16 protein-coding genes are annotated in these 25,344 nt (G+C 71.5%); 8 read left to right on the top strand and 8 right to left on the bottom strand.

Features of this window, described 5'->3' with window-relative positions; all coding sequences use genetic code 11:
- Positions 1–23: 23 nt before the first annotated feature.
- The 3 genes from MMB92_RS03585 to MMB92_RS03575 form a co-directional block, all read right to left on the bottom strand.
- Positions 24–431: a DUF2000 domain-containing protein gene (locus MMB92_RS03585; RefSeq protein ID WP_006484757.1), complete on the bottom strand. Its 408-nt coding sequence runs from the start codon at positions 429–431 to the stop codon at positions 24–26.
- A 44-nt stretch (positions 432–475) separates the two neighbouring features.
- Positions 476–1,333, bottom strand: coding sequence for an AraC family transcriptional regulator (locus tag MMB92_RS03580; protein ID WP_277562528.1), 858 nt, complete (start codon positions 1,331–1,333; stop codon positions 476–478).
- Between the two features lie 76 nt (positions 1,334–1,409).
- Positions 1,410–2,384, bottom strand: a complete 975-nt coding sequence (locus MMB92_RS03575; protein ID WP_006493043.1) for an AraC family transcriptional regulator — start codon at positions 2,382–2,384, stop codon at positions 1,410–1,412.
- 41 nt (positions 2,385–2,425) lie between these two features.
- On the opposite strand from MMB92_RS03575, the gene MMB92_RS03570 reads away from it, so the two are divergent.
- Positions 2,426–3,175 carry an SDR family oxidoreductase gene (locus tag MMB92_RS03570; protein ID WP_277562527.1) on the top strand — a complete coding sequence of 250 codons (750 nt, stop codon included), beginning with the start codon at positions 2,426–2,428 and terminating at the stop codon, positions 3,173–3,175.
- A gap of 65 nt (positions 3,176–3,240) precedes the next feature.
- Here MMB92_RS03570 and MMB92_RS03565 read toward each other — a convergent pair whose 3' ends face one another.
- Positions 3,241–4,542 (bottom strand): aspartate aminotransferase family protein, encoded by a 1,302-nt coding sequence (locus MMB92_RS03565; protein WP_048985056.1) that lies wholly within the window; start codon positions 4,540–4,542, stop codon positions 3,241–3,243.
- 77 nt (positions 4,543–4,619) lie between these two features.
- On the opposite strand from MMB92_RS03565, the gene MMB92_RS03560 reads away from it, so the two are divergent.
- Entirely contained in the window at positions 4,620–5,504 is an 885-nt protein-coding gene (locus MMB92_RS03560) for a LysR family transcriptional regulator (protein ID WP_084751703.1), read from the top strand.
- A 12-nt stretch (positions 5,505–5,516) separates the two neighbouring features.
- Here the strand turns inward: MMB92_RS03560 and MMB92_RS03555 are convergent, their stop codons facing one another.
- Genes MMB92_RS03555 through MMB92_RS03540 form a run of 4 tightly spaced genes read right to left on the bottom strand, consistent with a single transcriptional unit; the run spans position 5,517 to position 9,668 of the window.
- Entirely contained in the window at positions 5,517–6,950 is a 1,434-nt protein-coding gene (locus MMB92_RS03555) for an isochorismate synthase (RefSeq protein WP_006484730.1), read from the bottom strand.
- Positions 6,947–7,252: an isochorismate lyase gene (locus MMB92_RS03550; protein ID WP_006484772.1), complete on the bottom strand. Its 306-nt coding sequence runs from the start codon at positions 7,250–7,252 to the stop codon at positions 6,947–6,949. The genes MMB92_RS03555 and MMB92_RS03550 overlap by 4 nt, the downstream gene beginning before the upstream one ends.
- Positions 7,249–8,022, bottom strand: a complete 774-nt coding sequence (locus MMB92_RS03545; protein WP_277562526.1) for an alpha/beta fold hydrolase — start codon at positions 8,020–8,022, stop codon at positions 7,249–7,251. The genes MMB92_RS03550 and MMB92_RS03545 overlap by 4 nt, the downstream gene beginning before the upstream one ends.
- Complete coding sequence (locus MMB92_RS03540) at positions 8,019–9,668, bottom strand: AMP-binding protein (RefSeq protein ID WP_059721897.1); 1,650 nt, start codon at positions 9,666–9,668, stop codon at positions 8,019–8,021. Before MMB92_RS03540 ends, MMB92_RS03545 begins: the two co-directional genes overlap by 4 nt.
- Before the next feature lie 217 nt (positions 9,669–9,885).
- On the opposite strand from MMB92_RS03540, the gene MMB92_RS03535 reads away from it, so the two are divergent.
- The 6 genes from MMB92_RS03535 (at position 9,886) to MMB92_RS03510 (ending at position 25,337) form a co-directional block, all read left to right on the top strand.
- Entirely contained in the window at positions 9,886–10,827 is a 942-nt protein-coding gene (locus MMB92_RS03535; protein ID WP_046338026.1) for an AraC family transcriptional regulator, read from the top strand.
- Between the two features lie 123 nt (positions 10,828–10,950).
- Positions 10,951–15,324, top strand: a complete 4,374-nt coding sequence (locus MMB92_RS03530) for an amino acid adenylation domain-containing protein (RefSeq protein WP_277562525.1) — start codon at positions 10,951–10,953, stop codon at positions 15,322–15,324.
- Entirely contained in the window at positions 15,321–20,807 is a 5,487-nt protein-coding gene (locus tag MMB92_RS03525) for a non-ribosomal peptide synthetase (protein ID WP_277562524.1), read from the top strand. Before MMB92_RS03530 ends, MMB92_RS03525 begins: the two co-directional genes overlap by 4 nt.
- A complete protein-coding gene (locus tag MMB92_RS03520) occupies positions 20,804–21,856 on the top strand; it encodes a Gfo/Idh/MocA family oxidoreductase (protein WP_059721902.1) in 1,053 nt (350 codons plus the stop codon). The genes MMB92_RS03525 and MMB92_RS03520 overlap by 4 nt, the downstream gene beginning before the upstream one ends.
- Positions 21,853–23,574: an ABC transporter ATP-binding protein gene (locus MMB92_RS03515; RefSeq protein ID WP_034202021.1), complete on the top strand. Its 1,722-nt coding sequence runs from the start codon at positions 21,853–21,855 to the stop codon at positions 23,572–23,574. The genes MMB92_RS03520 and MMB92_RS03515 overlap by 4 nt, the downstream gene beginning before the upstream one ends.
- Positions 23,574–25,337 (top strand): ABC transporter ATP-binding protein, encoded by a 1,764-nt coding sequence (locus tag MMB92_RS03510; protein ID WP_277562547.1) that lies wholly within the window; start codon positions 23,574–23,576, stop codon positions 25,335–25,337. Before MMB92_RS03515 ends, MMB92_RS03510 begins: the two co-directional genes overlap by 1 nt.
- The last annotated feature ends 7 nt before the right edge of the window (positions 25,338–25,344 follow it).

Genomic DNA, 25,344 nt, shown 5'->3' with positions numbered 1-25,344 from the left:
ACGGGAGTCGGGTACGCCGGCGTTCACGCATGCAGCGCCAGCCCCTTCACCGCCTTGTCGACGGCCTTCTTCGGCCCGTGCAGCGCCAGGCCGACCAGATCGGGATTGTCCGCATCCTCGGCGCGAAACGCCGCGCGGTTGGCCGCGTCGTGCCCGGTCGAAAACATCGCGCGCACGTAGGGCACGATCGTCAGTTCGCGCGACAGCGCCTGCCGGTGCGCGGCCTGCAAGCCGTTCAGGTCGGCCGCGAACACCAGCATCGGCTGGCCCAGCATCCGGCTGTAACGGCGCCCGGCCGCATCCTCGTAAGGCTCGCCGAGGGCGTCCGGCGCACCGGCCGCGACACCCGTCGCGAGAAACGCGACCACATTGAGTTTCTGCCACGCCGCGAGATCGTCGCGCACGATCAGCGCTACTTTGGTATCGAACATGCTTGCTCCTGGTTGGAGCGCCCATGATCGGACGGCGCGCGCGATCAGTCTGGAACGTTTGTGCAAAGTTGCCGGTACGCGGCCGGCGTGATCCGGTACGCGCGGCGGAACCAGCGGCCGAGGTGGCTCTGGTCGGCGAAGCCGACGTCGGCGGCCGCCTGCGCGGGCGTGCGGCCGGCGGCGAGCAGCTTGCGCGCGGCACGCAGCCGCAGGCGCACGAGATACGCGTGCGGCGACGTGCCGAACGCACGCTGGAACATCCGCGTCAGCCGGAACCGGTCGATGCCGGCGACGCTCGCGAGTTCGTCGAGGCCGAGGTTGCCGTCCATGTGTGCGTGCAGCAGGTCGCGCACGCGCGCGATCGCGGGCGGCACGACGGCGCTTTCCAGCGCGAGCGGGCCGCCCAGCTGGCTGCCGAGCCGCATCAGCAAGCGGTCGAGCGTCTGGTCGCGTGCGAGCCGGCCTTCGTTGTCGTGGATCGCGAAGAACGCGTTCCGGATCGCGTCGACGAGGCCGCGATCGTCGACGAGCGTATGGCCGAACGTCGCTTCGACGCTGCCGAGGCCCGGCAGGTCGAGCCGGCGCGCGGCGCGCTCGACCCATGCCTGCGGCAGGTACAGCATCCCGTACGTGAAGCCGCCGGCTTGGGGCGCGTGGCCATCGTGCATCGCGCCCGGCTCGATCAGGATCGCGCGGCCCGGCACGCTGGTATGCAGCGAGCGGTGGCACTGGAAGCGCTGCACGCCCTGTTCGGTGAAGCCCACCAGCATGTCGTCGTGGTCGTGCGCATCGTACGCATGGCCGGTGAAATGCGCGTGCAGGCTTTCGATGCCGGTGTCCGCATCGCGGCGCGCGACGAGCCAGTGGTCGGTCGTGCCGGTTCGGTTCGTCGCGGTCGTCATCGGGTTCCTCGCACGTCGTCATCGCGTGACGGGATGGATCCGCAGCCGGCGAGGCGACGGGGGCGGGCGGTGCGGTTCATGGTTCGATCGCTATCTGTTCGTCGCGCGCGTATTGCGCGGGCGGGCGGCCGACATGCCGCGTGAACGCGACGCTGAAGGTGCTCGCGGAGCGGTAGCCGACGCGCGCCGCGATTTCCGCGATGCGGCCTTCGTTGCGGCGGAGCAGATCCTTCGCGAGCGCCATGCGCCACGTCAGCAGGTACTCCATCGGCGCGACGCCGACCGCGCGGCTGAAGCGCTCGAAGAACGTCGAGCGCGACAACGCGGCCTCCTTCGCGAGCTCGACGATCGTCCACGGGTGCGCGGGGCGTTCGTGCATCCGGCGGAGCGCGGCCGCGAGGCGGCTGTCGGCGAGCCCGCGCACGAGGCCGGGAGATGCGTGGGTGCCGGTCGTGAACCGCAGCGCCTCGATCAGCAGCACTTCCAGCAGGCGCGCGAGCACGATCTCGCGGGCCGGCCGCTGTGCGTGCGACTCGTCGCGCACCAGTTGCACGAGCGTGGTCAGCCGCGGCTCGCCGCGTACGTGCACGAAGCGGGGCAGCAACGACACCAGCAGCGATGCATCGGGCGAACCGAAACTGCAGTTGCCGACCATCATCCGCGTATCGATCGGGTTGGTCGGGTCGCCGATCCGGTACTCGCCAGGGGCGAGCGGGACGGGCGGCGCGGTTTCGACGCCCGGCGCCGGCGCGTCGAGGCTCGACAGCGCCACGCCGTAGGCCGCCGGAATCAGCACGAAATCGCCGGGCAGCAGCTCGATCGGCGCGTGCCCGTCGATCGCGATCCGGCACCCGCCGTCGAGGACCGCACAGTAGAACGGCTCGCCGGCGACCACGCGATTGATCGCCCACGGGCTCGCGCCGCGCACGTACTTGGCGTGCCGCGCGCCGGGTTGCAGCAGCGTCACGACTTCGGTCAGCGGGTCGCTCATTGCCGGACTCTCGCAAAAGAAAAGCGGATTTTCGATTGTAGCGAATACGGTTCCGGCCATCTATCGTACGGACACATGCTCAACACACCCCAGGAGTTCGCATGAAGACCGTACTGATTACCGGCTGTTCTTCCGGCTTCGGCCTCGAAATCGCGCGCCATTTCCTCGCCCGCGACTGGCGGGTCGTCGCGACGATGCGCAAGCCGGGCGACGACGTGCTGCCGCTGTCGGAGCGCTTGCGCGTGCTGCCGCTCGACGTGACGAACGCGGACAGCATTCGCGCCGCGATCGAGGCCGCCGGCCCGATCGACGTGCTCGTCAACAACGCGGGCTTCGGTGCGGCCGCCCCGGCCGAGCTCACGCCGCTCGACACGGTGCGCGCGCTGTTCGACACCAACACGATCGGCACGATCGCGATGACGCAGGCGGTGCTGCCGCAGTTTCGCGCGCGCGGCGCCGGCGTGGTCGTGAACGTCACGTCGAGCGTCACGCTGAAGGCATTGCCGCTCGTCAGCGCGTACCGCGCGAGCAAGGCGGCGGTGAATGCGTTCACCGAATCGATGGCGGTCGAACTCGAGCCGTTCGGCGTGCGCGCGCATCTGGTGCTGCCGGGCCGCGCGCCCGACACGCGTTTCGCGGACAACGCGCGGGCCAACATGCACGGCTTCGACCATGAAGCGTATGCGGAATTCGTCGGCCAGGCCGTTGCGCGGATGCTCGATGCATCGGGGCCGATCACCCATGCGCAGGATGTTGCCGAAGCCGTGTGGCGCGCGGCGACCGATCCGTCGAGCCCGCTGCGGCTGCCGGCCGGCGCCGACGCCGAAGCATGGGCGGCGCAAGCGGCGTGATCGATCGGGAGTCCGTCGCACCGGCCGGTTGAGCCGGCGCGACGGCGCGCGTGAGGCGGGGGGCGTTACAGCGCTCGTGTGATCGCCTGCTCCAGCAGCGACAGCCCGAGGTCGATCTCTTCGTCGCTGACGGTCAGCGGCGGCGCGATCCGGAACACGCCGCCCATGCCGGGCAACTGCACGATGTTCATGCTGAGCCCGAGGTTCATGCACTCGCGCGTGATCTTCGCGCCGAGCCCGTCCGCCGGCTCCCTGGTGCGGCGATCCTTGACGATCTCGACGCCGAGCAGCAGCCCGCGCCCGCGTACGTCGCCGATGCAGTCGAAGCGCTCCATCAGGTCGAGCAGGCCGCGCCGCAGCCGCTCGCCCATCGTGTTGGCGCGCGCGACGAGACCGTCGCGCTGCACGACGTCGAGCACGCGCAGGCCGACCGCCGCCGGCAGCGGGTCGGACACGTGCGTCGTGTAGAACAGGTAGCCGAGCGCGTGCGCGCGCTCCTCGATGGCCGCGGACGTGACCATCGCCGCGAGCGGCAGCCCCGCGCCGAGCGTCTTCGACAGCGTCAGGATGTCGGGCGTCACGCCGTCGCGCTGGCACGCGAACATCGTGCCGGTGCGGCCGACGCCCGTCTGCGCCTCGTCGAGGATCAGCAGCATCCCGCGTTCCTCGCACTTGCGCTTGAGCGCGGCCATATAGCCTTCCGGCAATTCGATGATTCCGCCCGAACTGAGGATCGGCTCCGCGATGAACGCGGCGAGGTTGCCGCTCGACTGGCGGTCGATGAGGTCGAACGCGTAGTCGAGTTCGGCGAGCGGATCGTACGCACCGTTGCGCTCGAAGCGCGGCCGGTACGCGAACGGCGCCGGAATCGCGAACGAGCCGACCGACGCGGGGCCGACGCCCTTGCGGCCGGCGCTGTACGTGGCCGACGCGGCGGCGCCCGTCATCCCGTGCCACGACTGCGCGAAGCCGACGATCTCGTACTTGCCGGTGACGAGCTTCGCCATCCGGATCGCCGCCTCGTTCGATTCCGCGCCGGTGCTGAGCAGCAGCGCGCGGTCGAGGCCGGCGGGCGTGAGGTCGGCGAGGCGCGTCGCGAGATCGACGACCGGCCGCGACAGCATCCCGCTGAACAGATGGTCGAGCTTGCCCGCGTATTCGCCGATGACGGAGACGATCTCCGGATGGCTGTGGCCGAGCACCGCGCTCATCTGGCCCGACGTGAAATCGAGGATCGCGCGGCCATCGGCGTCGTAGACGAAGCTGCCTTTCGCGCGCTCGATGATCACCGGTTCGAACGTGCCGCCGTAGCGGACCAGGTGCTGCCTGGCGTTGCGCCAGAAGGTTGCATCGTCGTTCAGGGACATCGGGCGGCTCCGGCAAAAGGGCAGGGATCGCTTGCAGTCTAGGCGCGGGTCTGGTTTGATGGAAACGAATAGTCCTAATGCAAGGTAGAAAAGGAGCTAATACCTTGGCGCTTTCGCTCGACATCGACCTGCTGCGCTCGTTCGTCGTGATCGCCGAGGTGCGCGCGCTGAGCCGCGCGGCCGCGCGCGTCGGCCGCACGCAATCCGCGCTCAGCCAGCAGATGAAGCGGCTCGAGGAAGCGGTCGACCAGCCGTTGTTCCAGCGCACCGGCCGTGGCGTCGTGCTGACGCATCCGGGCGAGCGGCTGCTCGTGCACGCGCAGCGCATCCTGCGGCTGCACGACGAGGCGATGGCCGACCTGTGCGGCACGGGGCTGTCGGGGACGATCCGGTTCGGGTGCCCCGACGATTACGCCGAAGTGTGGCTGCCGTCGCTGCTGCGGCAGTTTTCGAGCCAGCATCCGCAGGCGATCGTCGAAGTCGTCTGCGGGCCGACGCCGCGGCTCGTCGAACACCTGGAGAAGCGCGCGGTCGATCTGGCGATGATTTCCGTGCCGGACGACGGCGCGACCGACGACGTCATTCGCCGCGAGCCGCTGGTCTGGATCGGTTATCCGGGGCTCGAACCCGCGCATTTCGATCCGTTGCCGCTCGCGCTGTCCGATCGCGACACGCTCGATCACCTCGCGGCCTGCGACGCGTTGAATCGCGCCGGCCGCGACTACCGCGTCGCGTATGCGAGCAGCAGTCTCGCCGGGCTGATCGCGCTGGTGCGCTCGGGGCAGGCGTTCGCGGTGATGACGCAGACGGCCGTGCCGGCCGACCTCGCGATCGTCCACGGCGATCCGCGCTTGCCGCCGTTGCCGGCGGTGGGCATTACGCTGAGGTTCGACCGGAAGCGGCCGTCGCATCTGACGGCAGCATTCGCCGGGCATATCCGGCAAACGCTGCCATTGCTTTGATCGTCGACGCGATCAGTCGACCATCGACGAAGCCGACGCCTGCGTGCGGCCCGGACGCTCCGCCGCCGCCTCGCGCACGCGGATCGCCGCCCGCATGCCGGACAGCTTCAGTTCGGTTTCCTGATATTCGTTGACCGGCTCGGAATCGGCGACGATGCCGCAGCCCGCGAACAGCCGGCACGCGCCGCCCGCGATCAGCGCCGAACGCAGCGCGACGATGAAATCGCCGTTGCCGTGCGCGTCGATCCAGCCGATCGGCGCCGCATACCAGCCGCGATCGAAGCCTTCGTGCGCACGGATATGGTCGAGCGCCGGCGCGCGCGGATGGCCGGCGACCGCCGGCGTCGGGTGCAGCGCCGCGACGACCTGCAACAGCGTCGCCTCCGCATTCAGCGTCGCGCGAATCGGCGTGCTCAGGTGCTGAAGCTTCGGCAACCGGTGCAGCGACGGTTGATCGGGCACGTCGAGCTCACGCGACAGCGGCGCGAGCGCGGCACGGATGGCGTCGACGACGAGCGCATGCTCGAGCCGTTCCTTCGCGGACGCCATGAGCGCGGCGCCGAGTGCGCGATCGTCGTCGGGCGTGGCGCCGCGCCGGATCGTACCGGCCAGCGCATGCGTGCGCACGTCGCCGGCCGCGACACGCGCGAGCCGTTCCGGCGTCGCGCCGACGAAGCACGCCCCGTCGCGACGGACCGCGAACAGGTGCGCATGCGCGTCGCGCCGTCGCAACCGGCGCAGCAGCGGCGCGATCGCGACGGGCCGTGCGTACTGTTCGAGCACGTCGCGGGCGAGCACGACCTTGCCGAACGCGCCGTCGTGGATCGCATCCACCGCACGGCGGACTTCGTGCTGCCATTCGCTGGCCTGCAGCGCCTGCGTGTGCAGCAGTTGCGGCGCGTCGTCTTCCGCGGCCGGCGCAAGCGCGCCGAGCGACTCGATCCGCGCGAGGCACGCATGCGCGAGCGCGGCCGGATCGTCGTGAGCGGCGACGACCTGCTGGCAGACGGCCCAGTGCGCATCGCCTTCGCGCACGATCAGCAGCTTCGCCAGCATCATGCTCGCATCGGGAAACGATGCCCAGTGCGCGCTGCGCGGGCCTTGCGCATCGAACCGGAAGCCGCCGACCAGCCGCGGCGGCTGCGGGCCCGCCGTGACCGCGTCGCGCACGAGGGCGCGCCAGCGCGCATCGATCTGCGCGAAGCGCGTGTCGCCGGTGGCGCTCAGTTCGGCCGCGCAGTCCCAGCCGTAGAGCGTGACGGACGCATCGCCGGCTTCGTGGAAGCACCATGGCGTCGCGCCGTCGTCCCACGCGGCGATCAGGTCGCAGAAGTCGAGCGGGCGCAGCGGCACCGAGACCGACGCGAGCGTCGGCGTGCCGGTGGCGGCGGCGCGGCGGGCCGCACGCGCGAACGTGTCGTGCAGCAGCGGAAGGCCGGCGTTCATGCGAGCCCCCGCTGTTGTCGCCAGTATTGCGTTTGCTGCGCGATGTACCACGCGATGAGCTGGGCGAACAGCGTCTCGACGTAGTCGGCGTCGAGGCCGGCCTGCTCGGCCCAGCGGCGCCGGTCGGGCAGCATCGCGGCCACCCGTTCCGGCGCGGCGATGCTCGCTTCGTCCGGCTTGAAGCGCGACGCGGCTTTCACGTACTGCATGCGCCGGCCGAGCGCGTCGATGATGTCGGCGTCCAGACGATCGATGGCTTCGCGAATGTCGGGAAGCCCCGTGCAGGCGTCCGGTGTTTTCATGTGTACTCCTTTCCGTAACGAAGGGATTGGTCGATCCGTTCGACCAGATGTGCGATCACCGCCGGGTATTGGTGTCGCAGGTAGAAGTGGTCGCCGTTGAACGTCTCGACGCGGATCGGCCGCGCCGCGACGTCCTGCCACGCATGCGCCTCGTCGCTGTCGAGCTCGGTATCGGCGAGCGGCAGCATCACGCCGAGCGGCGCATCGATGCGCGGCGGCCGCTCGCGCCGATACGTTTCGATCGCGCGGTAGTCGTGGCGGATCATCGGCAGGTAGATCGCGCGCATTTCCGGATCGGCGAGCAGCGCGGCGTGCTCGCCGGACAGCCGGGCGACGTCGCCGACGAGCGCGGCGTCGGATTGCAGGTGCAGATCCGATGCGCGCTGGCGATGCGGCGGCGGCAGTGCGGACACCGCCACGTAAAGCGGCGCGGCGCCGCGCGCCTCGAGCCGTACCGCGACCTCGTACGCGAGCGCCGCGCCGAGGCTGTGCCCGAACAGCACGAGCGGCGCGTGCGCATAGCGTTGCAGCGCGTCGGCGGCGGGGCCGGCGAGCGCTTCGATCGAGGGCAGGCACGGCTCGCCGAAGCGTTCCTCGCGGCCCGGATACTGCAGCGCGAGCAGATCGACGTCCCACGGCAGCGCACGGCTCCAGCCGCGAAAGAAATTCGCGGTGCCGCCCGCGTGCGGGAAGCAGACGAGCTGCGCACGCGGGCACGGCGACAGCCGCAACTCGCGAATCCAGTTCGAATCGGTCGGGTGCGCGCTCATGCGGCCGCCTGCAACTGGCGGCGCAACAGGTCGCGCAGCGATTTCTTGCTGGTCTTGCCGATGCCGGTTTCGGGAAAGCGCGGCATGAATTCGATGCGGTCGGGGATCTTGAAGGCCGCGAGCCCGCAGTCGCGCAGGTAGCGTTTCAGCACGAGTCGGGACGGGGCAGGCGCGCGCGCGACGACGAACGCGCAGGTCCGCTCGCCGAGCATCGGATCGGGCATCGCGACGACCGCCGCGTCGTGCACCTGCGGATGCGCGAGCAGCAGGTTTTCCACTTCTTCGGCCGAGACTTTCTCGCCGCCGCGGTTGATCTGGTCCTTGTCGCGGCCTTCGACGACCAGGTCGCCGTCCGCGGTGCGCCGCACGCGGTCGCCGCTGCGATAGAAGCCATCGGCCGTGAATGCCGTCGCGTCGTGCGCCGCGAGCCGGTAGTAGCCGCGGATCGTGTACGGGCCGCGTACCTGCAGTTCGCCGATCTCGCCGGGCGCGACCGGTGCGCCGGTTGCGTCGACGATGCGCACTTCGTCGCCGTCCGAGACCGGGCGGCCCTGCGTGTGCGCGATCCGTTCGGGCGCGTCGTCGAGCCGCGTGCAGCAGATCAGCCCTTCGGCCATGCCGAACACCTGCTGCAACCGGCAGCCGAGCACGGGCGTCACGCGTTCGGCCGCGTGGTCCATCAGCCGCGCGCCGCCGACCTGCAGCACGCGCAGGCTCGACAGGTCGGCCTGCCGTTGCGGCTGCTCGTCGAGCCACAGCAGCGCGAGCGGCGGCACGAGCGCGGTATGCGTGACACGTTCCTGCGCAATCAGCGCGAAGCTCTGGTCGGGCTCGGGCCGCGCGGTCGTCACCACCCGGCCGCCCGCGAGCAATGCGCCGATCGTGCCGGGGCAGCACAGCGTGAAGTTGTGCGCCATCGGCAGCGCGGCCAGATAGACGGTGTCGGCATCGAACCCGCTCGCGGCGCTGCACGCGCGCACGTTGTGCAGGTATTCGCGATGGCGGCGCGGAATCAGCTTCGGCGTGCCGGTCGTGCCGCCTGACAACTGGAAGCACGCGATATCGTCGGCGCGCGCCGCGCAGTCGAGCATGGGCGCCGCGTCGTACAGCGCGTCGAACGACGTGAATGCGTGGTCGTCGCCGGCCATCACGATGTGCTCGAGCGTCGGGCACTCGGCCTGCAAGGCGGCCGCGAGCGGCCGGCAGTCGAAATCGCCGAGCTGCGACGCGCCGAGATAAGCACGCGCGCCGGCGAAGCGGCAGAACGCGCCGATCTCGTAGTGACGGTGCGCGGGCAGCGCGAGCACCGGCCGCACGCCGAGCTGGAACAGCGCGAAGCACGTCTCGATGAAGCGCGCGCCGTTCGGCAACTGGACGACGACCGCGTCGCCGCGTACCAGGCCGAGGCGCGCGAGGCCGCCCGCGAGGCGGCGAATGCGCGCGAGCAGATCGCGATAGCACAGCCGCAGCGCGCCGTCGACGACGGCGAGCGCGTCGGGATGGCGCTGCGCGCAGGCATCGAGCGCGTCGAAGAACGTCGTGTCCTGCCAGTAGCCGGCGTCGCGGTAGCGGCGCGCGAAGTCGTCGGGCCAGTCGGGCGCGTCGGCCGGCACGGCCGCCGCCAGGGAGGAAGGGGAGGATTGCATGCGCTGACCTTGGGTTCCGGCAAGTTGTCAGAAAATGTAAATGAGAGGTATTATCATTTGTAACAGGTGCTGCGATAGCGCCGTTTCTTTCGATATCGCGGCAATTTCGTTCGATCGGGCGCCGGTCGCGCGGCACCCGCCCGGTCCGGCCGGACAATCGGCCGGTTGCCGCCGGCGCGCGCCGGTCCGCGCGTGCCGCCTAACCAACGGACCTCCGATGAGATCGACCTCCTTCGCTTCGTCACGACGTCACCCGCCGGTGCTCGTGCCCGGCAATCATCCGGGTGTGGTGCACATCGACACGGGCATGAAACTCATGAGCGGCACGCTGTGCTCGGATAGCCGCGACTGGTACGAGGAGCCGCTCGAAAAAGGGCTGAAGCTCGTCCTCGTGCAGAGCGGGCAGTTGCGCTGCCGCGTGCCGGGCCAGCCCGAGCAATGCATCAAGGGGCCGGGCCTGTGCGTGATCGCCAACGACGGCGAATTCACGACCCACCAGATCTACGACCGCGACGTGCCGCTGCGCTACACGATCGTGCAGCTCGGCCTCGACGCGCTCGACCGCAACCTGAGCCTGCTGCCGGAGAAGATGCTCGCGCCGACGGGCGGCGATCCGCGCATCGTCAGTTGCCCGGCGTCGAAGGCGCTGCAGGCGCTCGCCGTGCAGATCGCCACTTGCCCGTTCGAGGGTGCGGTGCGCGAGTACTACCTGAAGGCGAAGGCGTTCGAGCTGACCGCGCTGAGCGCGCAGTTGCTGGCCACGCAGCGGCAGTCCGCGCCGGCCGACGTGCGGGTCACGTCGTCGGATGTCGAGCGCGTGTATGCGGCGAGCGACATCCTGACGCGCGAGCTCCAGCACCCGCCGACGCTCGACGCGCTCGCGGGCCGCGTCGGGATGAATTCGCGCAAGCTGACGGCCGGCTTCCGCAAGGTGTTCGGCACGAGCGTGTACGCGTATCTGCAGGAATACCGGCTGCGGACCGCGCACGCGATGCTGTGCGCGGAGGATGCGAACGTGTCGACCGTCGCGTACCGCGTCGGCTACAGCCCCGCGCATTTTTCGATCGCGTTCCGCAAGCGCTACGGCATTTCGCCGAGCGATATTCGCGTGTCGCCCAACGCAATGGATCACGAGGAATTGACGGGCGCGGCGATCTAAAACAACTGACCGGCCGCCTAAAGGAATCGACCGGGCTCATGGGTGTTAATGAGATAGATTCTCATTCACAGGTGGCCGCCGCCGCGCGGATCCGCCGTCGAACGACCCATACAAGGCGTGCCCATGAGCCAGACCGTTGTCGATTCCACTACCGACCATTCCGATCCTTCCTGTTGTTCTCCCACTGACTGTCGCGCGCGGCTCGTTGCGCTGATCGCCGAGCTGCTCGACGAAGCCGTCGACGAGATCGCGTCGCTCGACGATGACGAGGACCTGCTGAGCTGCGGCCTCGATTCGATCCGGTTGATGTATCTGCAGACGCGCTTGAACCGGCTCGGTCATGCGCTGACCTTCGACGCGCTCGCGCGTACGCCGACGCTCGGCGCGTGGACCGCGTTGCTCGCGACTGCGCCGCGCATCGCGCGGGCGGAAGCCGTCGTCGCGGCCGAAGCCGTCGACGTGCACGCGCCGTTCGAGTTGTCCGCGGTGCAGCAGGCGTACTGGCTCGGCCGCGGCGACGGCGAGGTGCTCGGCAACGTAAGTTGCCACGCGTTTCTCGAATTCCGCAGCCGCGCGATCGATCCGGTTCGGCTGGACACCGCGTGCCGGCGCGTGCGCGAGCGTCATCCGATGCTGCGCGCGCGCTTCGACGGCGGCCGCCAGCAGATCGTCGCGGCGCCGGACGCGCCGGTGTTCGCGCACGCGGACTGGCGCGACCGGACGGCGGCCGAAGCGGAAGCCGAATGGGCGTCGCTGCGCGCATTCCGCTCGCACGAATGTCTCGACGTCGAGCACGCGCAAGTGTTCATGATGGGGCTCGCGCAGATGCCCGGCGGCGAGGATCGCGTGTGGCTGAGCGTCGACCTGCTCGCGGCCGACGTGGACAGCGTGCGGCTGCTGATGCAGGAGATCGGCGTCGCCTATGCCGAGCCGTCGGCGCTGCCGGCTGCGCCGTCGACGTGGTTCCCGGCCTGGCTCGCGCGTCGCGCGGCCGATACGCGCGATGCGCGGGCCGCGGCGCGCGACGCATGGCAGGCGCGGCTCGCGACGCTGCCGGAAGGGCCGGCGCTGCCGCTCGCCCGTGCGCCGGAAACGATCCGTGCGCCGCGTTTCAGCCGCGTCGCGCATACGCTGAGCACGGACGAGTTGACGCGCCTGCAGGCGCGGGCCGCGCAGCATGGCGTCACGTTGTCGTCGGTGTTCGGTGCGGCATTCGCGGCGGTGCTCGCGCGCTGGAGCGGCCGGCAGGCGTTCCTGCTCAACGTGCCGCTGTTCGACCGGCACGGCGATGCGCCCGATCTGGGCCGCGTGATCGCCGATTTCACGACGCTGTTGCTCGTCGAATGCGACGTGCACGCCGATGCGAGCGCGGCCGACACGGTGCGGGCGTTCCAGCAGCGGCTGCACGGTGCGATCGCGCAGGCCGCGTATCCGGCGCTCGACGTGCTGCGCGATGCGCGTCGGCAGGGCACGCCGCGCGCGGCGCCGGTCGTGTTCTCGTGCAATCTCGGCGACGAGCCGTTCGTGCCCGCTGCGTTCGCGCAGGTGTTCGGCGATCTGCACGACATGATTTCGCAGACGCCGCAGGTATGGCTCGATCATCAGCTCTATCGCGTGCCGGGCGGCGCGCTGCTTGCGTGGGACAGCGTCGACGGCCTGTTTCCGGACGGGATGATCGACGCGATGTTCGGCGCGTATGTCGCGTTCGTGCAGGCGCTGTGCGATCGCGACTGGCGGCTGCCGATCGCGGTCGAGTTGCCGTCCGCGCAGCGGCGCGTGCGCGATGCGCTCAACGCGTTGCCGGCCCCCGGCCGTGCGCGCACGCTGCATCACGATTTCTTCGCGCTGGCCGCACGCGAGCCGGCCGCCGTCGCCGTGCGGTGCGGCGATCGCGCGGTGACGCGCGGCGAACTGGCCGCGCAGGCGCTCGCGATCGCGGGCGGGTTGCGCGCGGCCGGGATCGGGCACGGCGATGCCGTCGAGATCAGCTTGCCGCGCGGGCCCGAGCAGGTCGCGGCCGTATTCGGCGTGCTGGCGGCCGGCGCGTGCTACGTGCCGCTCGACATCGCGCAGCCGGTCGCGCGCAAGGCGCTGATCGAGCGCGCGGCGGGCGTGAAGGCTGCGATCGTCGACACCGCCTGCGCGGACGGGCCGCTGCCACATGTCGGCATCGCCGCGCTGCTGCGGCATGCGCCGCTGGCCGCGCCGCTCGAGGTCGCGCCGCGGGCGACGGCTTACGTGATCTACACGTCCGGTTCGACGGGCGTGCCGAAGGGCGTCCAGATGACGCACGCGGCGGCCGTCAACACGATCGATGCGATCGATGCGCTGCTCGGCGTGCGCGCGGACGACCGGCTGCTGGCGGTGTCGGCGCTCGATTTCGATCTGTCGGTGTACGACCTGTTCGGCGCGCTGGGCGCCGGTGCGCAGCTCGTGCTGCCGACGCAGGACGAAGCGCGCGATGCGGCACGCTGGATCGAACTGATCGCGCAGCACCGCGTGACGCTGTGGAACTCGGCGCCCGCGCTGCTGGAAATGGCGCTGGCCGTGCCGGCGGCGCGCGACGCGTGCCGCAGCGTGCGCGCGGCGCTGCTGTCCGGCGACTGGATCGCGCTCGACCTGCCGGCGCGCCTGCGCGAGCGCTGCGGCGACGCCTGTGCGTTCCACGCGCTCGGCGGCGCGACCGAGGCCGGCATCTGGTCGAACGTGCAGACGGTGCGCGACGTGCCGCCGCACTGGCGTTCGATTCCGTACGGCCGGCCGTTGCCGGGGCAGGCGTATCGCGTCGTCGATGGCGACGGACGCGATGTGCCCGATTACGTGCCGGGCGAATTGCTGATCGGTGGCGACAGTCTCGCGCGCGGCTACCGGAACGATCCCGAGCTGACCGCGCAGCGTTTCGTGCAGCACGCGTCGGGCCGCTGGTATCGCACCGGCGACCGCGGCCGCTACTGGCCGGACGGGACGCTCGAATTCCTCGGCCGCGAGGATCGACAGGTGAAGGTGCGCGGGCACCGGATCGAACTCGGCGAGATCGAAGCGGCGCTCGCCGCGCATCCGTTGATCGACGGCGCATGTGCGAGCGTCGTCCACGGCGAGGCCGCGCGCATCGTCGCGGCGTTCGTGCCGGCCGACTGCGCGGCGGCGGACACCGCGCCATCGTTGCTCGCGGCAGTCGACATGGTCGACACGATGCCGGCGGAAACGGCCGTCGCGCACGCCGTCGCCGCCCGGCTGCTCGACGGCGACGCGGGCCTGCCGCCGCCGCCGCTCGCGCACGGGCGCGCAAAGGGCGCCGCATCGATCCCGATCGACGACGCGCTCGACCGGCTCGCCTGGCAGGCAACCGATCTCGACGCTCTGACGGCCGCGCTGCGCGCGCTCGCCGCCGATCCGGAGACCGCCGCGCAACGCGTGCCGCTGGACCCGTGCGTGGCGCCGCTCGCGTTCGCGACGCGCTTGCCGGACGGCGTTCGTGCGCTGCGCGAGTTCGCCGCCGCGCTGGACGCGCAGGCCGCGGCGCACACGGGTGCGCTGCGCATCGCGGTGCTCGATGCACGCGCGGGCCAGGCGCTCGATGCGGGGCTCGGCGTGCTCGACGATCCGCGCTTCGACGTCACGCTGTTCGACGTGTCGCCGGGCCTGCTGCACAACGCGCAGGCACGCTTCACGCGAACGCTGCCCGCATTGCAGACGATGCAGGACGGCTTGCTGCCCGCACGTCATCTCGGCGCATTCGATTGCGTGATCAGTTTCGCGGCCGCGCACCTGCGCGACGATCCGCGCGACACGTTCCGGATCGCGGCCGCGCTGCTCGCGCGGGACGGCCGCCTGCTGCTCGCCGACGTGCTGCGCGATTCGCCGCTGCGTGAACTCGTCGCGAGCGTCGCGGGCGATACGTCGCCGCCGCGGCCGTTCCCCGACGACGCGCTCGCGGCGGCCGCCCACGCGTGCGGCTTTGCGCTCGATGCGCGCAGCTGGCGCTCGACGGCGTTCGCCTGCCTCGACGCGCGCCGGGTCGGCGAGCCGATCGCGCAGGCGGCGCTGGCCGACTGGTTGCGCGACCGCTTGCCCGACGCGATGCGTCCCGATGCGCTGTGGTGCGTGCCGCGCTGGCCGCTCAACGCGAACGGCAAGATCGATCGCCGGACAGTCGGGGAGGCGCTCGCGCGCGCACTCGGCGACACGCCGGCCGCGCACGACGCATTCGTGCCGGCCGGCGAGCGGCACGCGATATTGCTCGCCTGCTGGGAACAGGCGCTCGGCCGCGCGGCGAACGCGCGCGACGCGACGTTCTTCGCGCTCGGCGGCGACAGCCTGCTCGCGACGCGCCTGCTCGCGCAACTGCGCGAGCGGCTCGGCGTGCGGATCGGGATGGCCGCGTTCTACCGGCAGCCGACACTCGCCGGTCTCGCGGCGCAGCTCGACGAACTGACGCCGGCGGCGCCGGCCGACGGCGACGCAGCGGTCGCGACGATCGAGGAGGGCGTGCTGTGAGTTTCGACGACGTGCTCGACCTCTGCCGCGAACGGCGGATCGAACTGTGGTGCGACGACGGCGGCCAGTTGCGCTATCGCGCGCCGGCCGGCGCGCTCGATGCGGATCTCGCCGCGCGCATCAAGGCCGAACGCGATGCGTTCGTCCGCTTCCTTCGGAACGGCGCATGGCGCGACGATCCGGCGCACCGGCACGAACGGTTCGCGCTGACGCCGGTGCAGGCCGCGTATGTGCTCGGTCGCCACGAATCGTTCGAGTTCGGCGGCAGCGCATGCCACCTGTACGTCGAATACGACGAACCGCAGGATCTCGACTGCGTGCGCTTCGAAGCCGCGTGGAATGCGTGCGTCGCGCGCCATCCGATGCTGCGCGCGATCGTCGAGGACAACGCATGGCAACGCGTGCTGCCCGACGTGCCGTGGCAGCCGCTCACCGTGCACGACCTGCGCGAGGCCGACGCGAACGCCTTCGACGCGCACCTGAGCCGCGTGCGCGAGCGCCTCGACCATGCGGTGCATGCGCTCGACCGCTGGCCGGTGCTGCAGCCGGAAGTGAGCCTCGGCCAGGAGGCGGCGGTGCTGCACCTGTCCGTGGATTTCACGCTGATCGACTACGCGAGCCTGCAATTGCTGCTCGCCGAATGGCGGCGCCGTTACGACGATCCGCAATGGCAGCCCGCGCCGCTCGATGCGACGTTTCGCGACTATGTGCTGCATGAAGCGCAGGCCGACACGCGTGCGGACCATGCGCGCGACAAGGCATGGTGGCTCGCTCGACTCGACGAGTTGCCCGCGCGTCCCGATCTGCCGGTCGTGCCCGCGAGGCGCACCGACGGGCGGCCGCGCTTCACGCATCGGCATGCGCGGCTCGATCGCGCGCAATGGGCCGCGCTGAGCGGCCAGGCGAGCCGTTTCGGGCTGAGCGCGGCGAGCGTCGCGCTGGCCGCGTTCGCCGAGGTCGTCGGCCGCTGGAGCCAGACGCCGGCGTTCTGCCTGAACCTGACGGTGCTGAACCGTCCGCCCGTGCATCCGCGCATCGATGCGGTGCTCGGCGATTTCACCGCGCTGAGCCTGCTCGCCGTCGACGCAACGCACGGGCGCGATTTCGTCGAGCGTGCCCGCACGATCGGCGCGCGGATGTTCGACGATCTCGACCATCGCGCGTTCACCGGCGTCGACGTGATGCGCGAACTCGCACGGCGGCGCGGCAAGGATGCGACGCTGATGCCGGTGGTGTTCACGAGCGGGATCGGCAGTGTCGAGCGCCTGCTCGGCGAGCACGCGGGGCACGCGGCGCGCGCCGCGCCGCCGCGCACCATGATCAGCCAGACGCCGCAGGTGTGGCTCGACTGCCAGGTGACCGACCAGTTCGGCGGGCTGGAAATCGGCTGGGACGTGCGCGACGACCTGTTTCCGGACGGCATGCCGGCCGCGATGTTCGATGCGTATGTCGCGCTGCTGGGTCGTCTGGCCGACGATGCCGCATGGTGGTCGCGTGAGGGTGACATCGTGCTGCCGTCCGCGGCGCCCGTCGCCGACGTGCATCCGGATGCCGATACGCATATCGCGGCCGGTTTCGCCGCGCAGGCGCTGCGCACGCCCGATGCGCCGGTCGTGATCGATGCACGGGGGCCGCGCACGTACCGCGAGGTCGCGCAACAGGCGGCGGCGCTGCGTACCGCGCTCGAACAGGCGGGCGTCGGCGTGGGCGATACCGTCGCGGTACTGATGCCGAAGTGCGCGCACCAGCTCGCGGCCGTGCTCGCGATCGTCCAGGCGGGCGCCGCGTACGTGCCGGTCGACAGCCGCCAGCCGGCGCTGCGGCAGCAGGCCATTCTGCGCAATGCGCGAGTGCGTGCGGTCGTCAGCGTGCAGGCGCTCGCATTCGACCATGACGGTTGCGTGCGCATCGATATCGATGCGGTGCCGATCGATCCGCAATGGCCGCCGCGCGCCGCATGCGACATCGCTCCCGATGCATTGGCTTACGTGATCTATACGTCGGGCTCCACCGGCGAGCCGAAGGGCGTGATGCTGAGCCACGCGGCGGTGTGCAACACGCTCGCCGACATCAGCGCGCGGCATGCGGTCGGCGCGGGCGACGTGGTGCTGGGCCTGGCCGAACTGAGCTTCGACCTGTCCGTCTACGATTTTTTCGGGGCGACCGCGCGCGGCGCGTGCATCGTGCTGCCCGATCCGGCGCGCGGCAACGATCCGTCGCACTGGGCCGAACTGATGGCGCGCCATCGCGTGACGCTGTGGAATTCGGTGCCCGCACAGGGGCAGATGCTGATCGACTACCTCGAAGGCGAACCGGCGCTCGACGTGCCGGGCCCGCGCCGCGTGCTGTGGTCGGGCGACTGGATTCCGGTGACGCTGCCGGCCCGCTGGTGGCGTCGCTGGCCCGACAGCGCGCTGTTCAGCCTCGGCGGCGCGACCGAAGCGTCGATCTGGTCGATCGAACATCCGATCCGTCCGGAAGATACGCAGCTCGCGAGCATTCCGTACGGCCGCGCGCTGACCGGGCAGACGATGGAAGTGCTCGACGCACTCGGCCGGCCGTGCCCGCCGGGCGTGCGCGGCGAGATCCATATCGGCGGCGTCGGGCTTGCGACGGGCTACGCGAACGATCCCGTGCGGACGGACGAGCGTTTCATTCGTCATCCGGACGGGCGCAGGCTTTATCGCACCGGCGATCTCGGGCGCGTGCGCGCCGACGGCTCGCTCGAATTCCTCGGGCGGCAGGACGATCAGGTGAAGATTCGCGGCTACCGGATCGAGCTCGCCGAGATCGATGCGGCGCTGACCGCGCATCCGCTCGTCGGCGCGGCGGCCACGATCGTGCTCGGCGAGGGCGCGGAGCGCCGGCTTGCGAGCTTCGTGTCGCTGCAGGGCGCGGAAGCGCCCCCGCCGGCGCAGGACGACGCGCTGCACGAGATTGCAACGCACGTGCGCACGGCGTTCGACGCCGCACGCTGGCCCGCGCAGGCGGACGTGTCGCGTTCGGTCGCGCAGCTCGACGCAGCGTGCGTGGCGTCGCTCGCCGCGTGGATCGTGCCGGCCGGCGGCTTGACGACCGATGGCGTGACCGGTTTCGCGACGCTGTGCGAGCGGCTGCGTGTGCCGGCGGCGCGACGACATCTGCTGCGCCACTGGCTCGCGATGCTGGTCACACATGGCGTGCTGGACGCGGACGCGGACGACGGCTGGCGCAGGCGGCCCGATGCCAGCGTCGTCGACGCGCGTGCATGCTGGGACGCATTCGCGCAGCACGCATCGCCCGCGCTGTGGCCGGCCGTCCTCGTCGATTACTTCCGCGCCAGTGCCGGATGCCTCGACGCGCAGATCGACGGCCGCGTATCGCCGGCCGGCCTGATGTTCCCGGAAGGGGCTTCGCATATCGCCGAAGCGATGTACAGCGACGGCGAACACGCCCGCGCGCTGCATCGCGGGATGGCGCAGGCCGTGCACGCCGTCGTCGCACGCGAACCGCGGCGCGCGTGGCGCATCCTCGAAATCGGCGCGGGCACGGCCGCCGCGACGCGGGCGATCGTCGAGGCGCTCGCGCCGCTGGTGGAAGCCGGGACGCGCATCGATTACCTGTTCAGCGACGTGTCGAGCTATTTCCTCGCGGCCGCGCGCGAGCGTTTCGCTGCGTATCCGTGGATGCGCTTCGTGCGTTTCGACATGAATGCGGCGTGCGACGCGCAGGGCATTGCGCCGCATTCGGTCGACATGACGATCAGCTCCGGCGCGCTGAACAATGCGCGCGACACGGTCGCGCTGATTGCCGGCTTGCGCGCACTGTCGGCGCCCGACGCGTGGTGGGTGATCCAGGAACTGACGGCCGAGCATCCGGAAATCAGCATCAGCCAGGGGCTGATGATGGAGACGCCGGACGATGCGCGGGCCGCATCGGCGCGGTTGTTCGTGCCGCATGCGCAGTGGCTCGACTGGCTGCAGGCGGAAGCGGGCGATCGCGCGCTCGGGTGCGTCGCGCCCGACACGCCGCTCGCCGCGCTCGGCTACGACATCCTGCTCGCCCACGTGAAGCGCGGCGCGGCGCGCATCGCGCCGGATACGCTGCTGGCGTTCGTGGCCGAGCGTGTGCCGGGCTACATGGTGCCGTCGCAACTGCGCGTGCTCGAACGTTTGCCGGTGACCGCGAACGGCAAGATCGACCGCCGTACGCTGGCCGGCATCGCCGATATCCGCGAGCCGGCGCCGGCCGTGGTGCGAGCGGTGCCCGCACCGGCAGCCGATCCGTTGCTGGCGCGGCTGATCGGCTTGTGGGAGACCGTGCTCGATACGCGCAACGTCTCGCCGGACCAGGACTTCTTCGCCGCGGGCGGCGATTCGCTGCTGATCGCGCAACTCGTGTCGCGGCTGCGCGGCGAGGAACCGCTCGCGCACGCGCATCCGTTCGACCGGCTGTTGCGCTGGGTGCTCGCGCAGCCGACGCCCGCCGCGTTCGCGCAATGCCTGCGCGACGCGGGCGAACAGCCGGCGAGCGCGACGCCGACGGCCGCGCCCGCCGCGTCGCGCACGGCGCATGGGTCGGCGGTCGTCCATGCGCCGGCGCCGCGCGTGCGCACCGGCGTGCGGCCGATTCCGCTCGCGCCCGGCGACGGCGTGCCGCGCGTGATCGTGCACGAAGGGCTCGGCACCGTGCATGCGTATCGTCCGGTGCTTCCGGCGCTCGCGCGGCTCGGCCCGGTGCTCGGCTTCGCGGTGCGCGACGCGCAGGATTATCTCGACCTGCCGGCGCGTCACCTGAACGCGACGCTGGGCCGGCGTTACGCGGATGCGCTGTGGCGCAGCGGCGTGCGCGAGGTCGACGTGCTCGGCTATTGCTCGGGCGGGCTGGTCGCGCTCGAAATGGCGAAGTCGCTGGTGCAGTTGGGCGTCACGGTGCGCACGCTCGACATCGTGTCGAGCTACCGGATTCCGTACCTGATCGAGGATGAACGGCTCGTGCTGTTCAACTTCGCGGCGACGCTCGGGCTGCCGCTCGACGCACTCGGGTTTCCGGAAACGTACGTGCTGGCCGACGCGCTCGCCGACGCATTGAAGGCCGACCCCACGCGGCTCGCGCCGGGCAGCCTGCAGGCGCAGCTCGAGATCTTCGGCGATCGCTGCGAGCCGCTCGACGTGCTGCGCGGCCGCGTGTTGCGCGCGGCGGCCGGCCTGTCGATGCAGGACGCGGTCGCGCATCCGCTGCTCGACGAGCGCGAGCGGCTCTACCGGCTCTTCATGCATTCGGTGCAGGCGTGCCACTGGGCCGGCGATGCGCCGTATGCGGGCGCGCTGCGGCTGTTCGTGCCGGAGCGCTGCAATCCGCTGATTCCGCAGCAGCGCGCGGCGCTCACGGACTACTGGACGGCGCAGGCGCTCGGCGGCATCACGGCCGTCGATATCCCCGGCGGTCATTTCGACTGCCTGAACGCCGCGTTCGTCGATACCCGCCTGAAGGAGGCACGATGAAGGTCCATCCGCTGCCGGTCGTCGTGGCCGGCTCCCGTTTCGGTCAGTTCTATGCGGCGGGCCTCGCGGCGTCCGGTTCGTATCACGTCGCCGGCATCCTCGGCCAGGGCAGCGCGCGCACGGCCGCATTGGCCGCGCGCGTCGGGGCGCCGGTGTTCGACCGCGTCGACGCGTTGCCGGACGACGTGCGCATCGCGTGCGTCGCCGTCGGCGGCGCGGCCCGCGGCGCGGAGGGCGCCGCGCTGGCCTGCCGGCTGCTCGAACGCGGGATCGACGTCGTGATCGAGCATCCGCTGCTGCCCGACGAATGGGCCGGCGTGCTGCGTACCGCGTCGCGCCAGGGCCGCCGTTGCCTGCTCAACAGCTTCTATCCGAACCTGCCGGTCGTCGCGCGTTTCATCGCGGTCGCGCGGCGGCTGCGCGAGACGAGCGCGCCGGTGCATGCGGACGTGGTGTGCTCGGTGCAGGCGAGCTACGCGGCGCTCGACGTGCTCGCGGCCGCGTTGCAGGGCGTCGGGCCGTGGTCGGTCGAACCGATCGGGCCGGCGTTGTCGTCGATGCGCGAATGCGCGATGGTGCTCGCCGAAACGCCGGTGTCGCTGCGCGTGCACAACGAGATGGCGGCGGCCGACGACGGCCGGATGAGCATGCTGTTCGGCATCACGCTGACGACCGACGCCGGCACGTGGACGCTCGCGTCGCCGCACGGCCCGCTGTGGTGGGCGCCCGCGCTGCGCGAGCCGGCGCAGGACGAGGACGGCCTGTTCCCGATCTTCGGCGAGCCGGCCGGCGACGACCTGCCGAGCCTCCAGATCTGCGACGACGCGCAGGACACGTGGGGCGAGATTCATGCGCGCAGCTGGCCGCAGGCGGCCGTGCGCGCCGTCGATCGCCTCGTGTCCGGCGAAGGGCTGCACGCGTGCAACCAGCGCAGCATCGACGTGGCGCGCGTGTGGCAGCAGTTGACCGCGCAACTCGGTTTTCCGGCGCAGCCGCCGGGCGATGCGCGCGCCGCGACGCTCGGCATGCTGCTGGAGCGTGCTGCATGAAGGGGCCGTTGCTTTCGATGTTGCGACCGTTCGCGGTGCCGCTCGTCGCGGCGGTGGCGTTGCAGGCGCTGGCCGGCATCGCGTCGCTCGTGCCGTGGCTCGCGCTCGCGCATCTCGCCGACGCATGGCGCGCGAGCGCGCAGCTCGACACGGCGGCGCGCGGCTGGCTCGTCGCGGCCGTGGCGGCCGGTGCGTTCTGGCTGGCCGGCCAGACGGTCGCGCTGCACCTGACGCACCGCGTCGACGCCGATCTCGGCGATCGCCTGCGCAAGCGCCTCGCCGATCATCTGCAGCGTTTGCCGCTCGGCTGGTTCGCGCGCGCGGGCAGCGACCGCGTCGCGCGCCACGTCGACCAGGACGTGCGCGCGCTGCACCAGCTCGTCGCGCATGCGCCGGCCGATCTCACGCAGCTCGTGGTCGTGCCGTGCGCGGCGCTCGCGTGCCTGCTTTACCTGAATCCCGCGCTGCTCGCGTTCGCGCTCGTGCCGCTCGTCGCCGGCGCGGCGCTGTTCCGCTGGATGCGCTCGGCACGTTTCGCGCCGGCCTTCGCCGCACGCAACGCGGCGCTCGAACGGTTGATGGGCGACTACGCGCAGCTCGCGCAGAACCCGGCGCTGGTGCGGCAGTATCCGGGCGCCGGCATCGAGGCGGCCGCGCTCGCGTCGAGCGGGCAGTTCTCGCGGGCGTTCTCGGCGTGGGTCGGCCGCATCGGCGGCCTCGGCGCGTGCACGCAGGTGCTGCTCGGCACGCCGTTGCTGCTCGCGTGGGTCGTGTTCGGCGCGACGTGGCTGACGGCCGGGCAGTTGCCGGTCGGCACGCTGTGCGCGTTCGCGCTGCTGATCTGGGCGGTCGCGGCGCCGGTGCGTGCGCTCGGTCATGGCGCCGATGCGCTGCGCGACGCGCGCGCGGCCGCCGCGCGGCTCGATGCGTTGCTTGCGCAGCCCGGCCTGCAGGAACCCGCCGACGGCGCGGCACAGGCGCCGCGCGATGCGTCGATCGAACTGCGCGGCGTGCAGGTGGACATCGACGGCGAGCCGATCCTGCGCGACATCGACGCGACGCTCGCGGCCGGCACGACCACCGCGATCGTCGGGCCGTCCGGCGCGGGCAAGAGCACGCTGCTGATGCTGCTCGCGCGCTTCATGGACCCGGATCGCGGCACGGTGCGGCTCGGCGGCGCCGATCTGCGATTGGTCAGTTCGCAGACGCGCCGCGAACAGATTGCGATGGTGTTCCAGCAGGCGAGCGCGCTCGACGTGTCGATTGCCGCGAACATCGCGCTTTATCGACCCGACGCCGATCGCGACGCGATTCGCGCCGCCGCGCGCGCGGCGTGTCTCGACGCACGCATCGACGCATTGCCGGGCGGTTACGACTGCGTATGCGGGCGCGACGTGCGCCTGTCCGGCGGCGAACTGCAGCGGCTGTCGATCGCGCGTGCGCTGCTGTCGCGTGCGCCGTTGCTGCTGCTCGACGAACCGGCGTCGGCGCTCGATCCGCAAACCGGGCGCGCGTTGCGCAACGCGCTGCGCGCCGACACGCGTACCCGTGTGATCGTCAGCCACGATCTCGACGCGATCCGGCACGCGGACCAGATTCTCGTGATGGAACGCGGCCGCATCGTCGAACGCGGCACGCATGCGGCGCTGCTGGCCGCGGGTGGGCTGTATGCGCGGCTCTGGCGCGAACGCGGCGCCGCAGGCGGGGAGGCCGCATGATGACGAAATCGCTCAAACGTTTGCAGTGCCTGCCGCGCGACACGCGCCGCGCGCTGTGGCGCGGGCTGGGCTGGGCGGTGGCCGCCGCGTTGCTCGACGGCGCGTGCGGGCTGCTGCTCGTGCCGTTGATCCGCGCGTGGTTCGCCGGCGCGCATACGGCCGCGCTGCACTGGACGATCGTGCTCGGCGCGCTGACGCTGGGCCATGCGCTCGTGCTGTACGTCGCGCAACGCGGCGGCTATCGCGCGGGCGGCGCGCTGGCCGTAGGCCTCGTCGAACGCCTCGTGCAACACCTGCCGCGCATCGCGTCGTGGCAGACCGTGCGCGACAGTCATCCGGCCGGGTTGCTGCGCGGGCCGGTGATGCAGGCGATGGGGATTCCCGCGCACCTGCTCGGGCCGTTGATCGGCGCGGCCGTCACGCCGCTCGCGGTGGTCGCGGGCCTTGCATGGATCGACTGGCGCATCGCGCTGTGCCTCGCGGCGGCGGCCGTGCTGCTGTTCGCGCTGCTGCAGCGCGGCGGCGCCCGCACGCTCGGGTTGGAACAGGCGCGCGCCGCGGGCGATCGCGAGATGGCCGTGCAGCTTCAGACCTTCGCCGCGCATCAGGGGCTGCTGCGCTTCGCGGGCCAGGACGGCGAAGCACGCGCGGCGTTGCAGCGCGCGTTCGATGAACAGCATCGCCGCACGCGGGCGCTGATGCGGCGCTCGCTGCCGCTCGAGCTCGGATTCGCGGCCGCGGTGCAGGGCGTGTTCGTCGCGATGCTGATCGGCGGCGCGTGGGCCGTCGCGGCTGGCCGACTCGACGCGGCGACGGCCGTCGCGGTGCTCGTGCTGCTCGTGCGCTTCATCGAGCCGCTCGCGCAACTCACGCAGCTCGATCAGGCGCTGCGCGGCGGCTGGCGCGCGCTCGACACGGTGCTCGCGGTGCTGCACGCGCCGCGCTTCGACAGCCCCGAGCGCGGCACGCCGGTACACGACGCGAGCGTCGACGCGCTGCGCGTCGGCTATCGGTCGGCCGGCGGCGCGACGCTGCTCGACGGGATCGACCTGCATTGCCCGGCGGGCGGCTTCGTCGCGATCGTCGGCCCCACGGGCGCGGGCAAGAGCACGCTGCTCGGCCTGCTCGCGCGGCTCGACGATCCGTGCGCCGGGCGCGTGCTGCTCGGCCGCGCCGACGTGCGGCACCTGAGCGAGGCGACGCTCGCCGCGACGCGCAACCTCGTGTTCCAGGACAACGGGCTGTTTCGCGGCAGCCTCGCGTGGAACGTGCGGATGGGGCGACCGGACGCGACCGATGCCGAGCTGCGCGCCGCGCTGGACGCGGTCGGCCTGCTGCGCGACGCCGAGCGCCTGCCGGACGGTCTCGACACCGACGTGGGGCCGGGCGGGCAGGTGCTGTCGGGCGGGCAGCGCCAGCGGGCGTGCCTGGCGCGTGCGCTGCTCGCGCGGGCGCCGGTGCTGATGTTCGACGAGCCGACCGCGAGCCTCGACGAACTGAGCGCGCGGCGCGTGCGCGACAGTCTCGTCGCGCTGCGCGGGCAGCGCACGCGCATCGTCGTCACGCACCAGCCGGCGCTGGCGGCGGCCGCCGACACGATCGTCGTGCTCGACGCGGGCCGCGTGCGGGCGACCGGCACGCACGCGCAACTGATCGAGACCGATGCGTGGTACGCGGCGTTCGCCCGCGCCGGACGGCCACCCGACGGGGCGCCGCCCGCCGGCGCGGACGCGGAATTCCGCCCGGCCGAATCCGAACAGTGACGTGAAC

This window comes from Burkholderia sp. IO2 (genome assembly GCF_029522185.1).
Lineage (GTDB): Bacteria > Pseudomonadota > Gammaproteobacteria > Burkholderiales > Burkholderiaceae > Burkholderia > Burkholderia cenocepacia.
Note: the sequence above shows the minus strand (reverse complement) of the source record. Positions and strands in the feature narration are given on the sequence as shown.

Bases quoted from the DNA above. Each gene is read 5' to 3' on its own strand.
- MMB92_RS03585 (WP_006484757.1), bottom strand. From the start codon at position 431: ATGTTCGATACCAAAGTAGCGCTGATCGTGCGCGACGATCTCGCGGCG.
- MMB92_RS03580 (WP_277562528.1), bottom strand. From the start codon at position 1,333: ATGACGACCGCGACGAACCGAACCGGCACGACCGACCACTGGCTCGTC.
- MMB92_RS03575 (WP_006493043.1), bottom strand. From the start codon at position 2,384: ATGGCCGGAACCGTATTCGCTACAATCGAAAATCCGCTTTTCTTTTGC.
- MMB92_RS03570 (WP_277562527.1), top strand. From the start codon at position 2,426: ATGAAGACCGTACTGATTACCGGCTGTTCTTCCGGCTTCGGCCTCGAA.
- MMB92_RS03565 (WP_048985056.1), bottom strand. From the start codon at position 4,542: ATGTCCCTGAACGACGATGCAACCTTCTGGCGCAACGCCAGGCAGCAC.
- MMB92_RS03560 (WP_084751703.1), top strand. From the start codon at position 4,620: ATGCAAGGTAGAAAAGGAGCTAATACCTTGGCGCTTTCGCTCGACATC.
- MMB92_RS03555 (WP_006484730.1), bottom strand. From the start codon at position 6,950: ATGAACGCCGGCCTTCCGCTGCTGCACGACACGTTCGCGCGTGCGGCC.
- MMB92_RS03550 (WP_006484772.1), bottom strand. From the start codon at position 7,252: ATGAAAACACCGGACGCCTGCACGGGGCTTCCCGACATTCGCGAAGCC.
- MMB92_RS03545 (WP_277562526.1), bottom strand. From the start codon at position 8,022: ATGAGCGCGCACCCGACCGATTCGAACTGGATTCGCGAGTTGCGGCTG.
- MMB92_RS03540 (WP_059721897.1), bottom strand. From the start codon at position 9,668: ATGCAATCCTCCCCTTCCTCCCTGGCGGCGGCCGTGCCGGCCGACGCG.
- MMB92_RS03535 (WP_046338026.1), top strand. From the start codon at position 9,886: ATGAGATCGACCTCCTTCGCTTCGTCACGACGTCACCCGCCGGTGCTC.
- MMB92_RS03530 (WP_277562525.1), top strand. From the start codon at position 10,951: ATGAGCCAGACCGTTGTCGATTCCACTACCGACCATTCCGATCCTTCC.
- MMB92_RS03520 (WP_059721902.1), top strand. From the start codon at position 20,804: ATGAAGGTCCATCCGCTGCCGGTCGTCGTGGCCGGCTCCCGTTTCGGT.
- MMB92_RS03515 (WP_034202021.1), top strand. From the start codon at position 21,853: ATGAAGGGGCCGTTGCTTTCGATGTTGCGACCGTTCGCGGTGCCGCTC.
- MMB92_RS03510 (WP_277562547.1), top strand. From the start codon at position 23,574: ATGACGAAATCGCTCAAACGTTTGCAGTGCCTGCCGCGCGACACGCGC.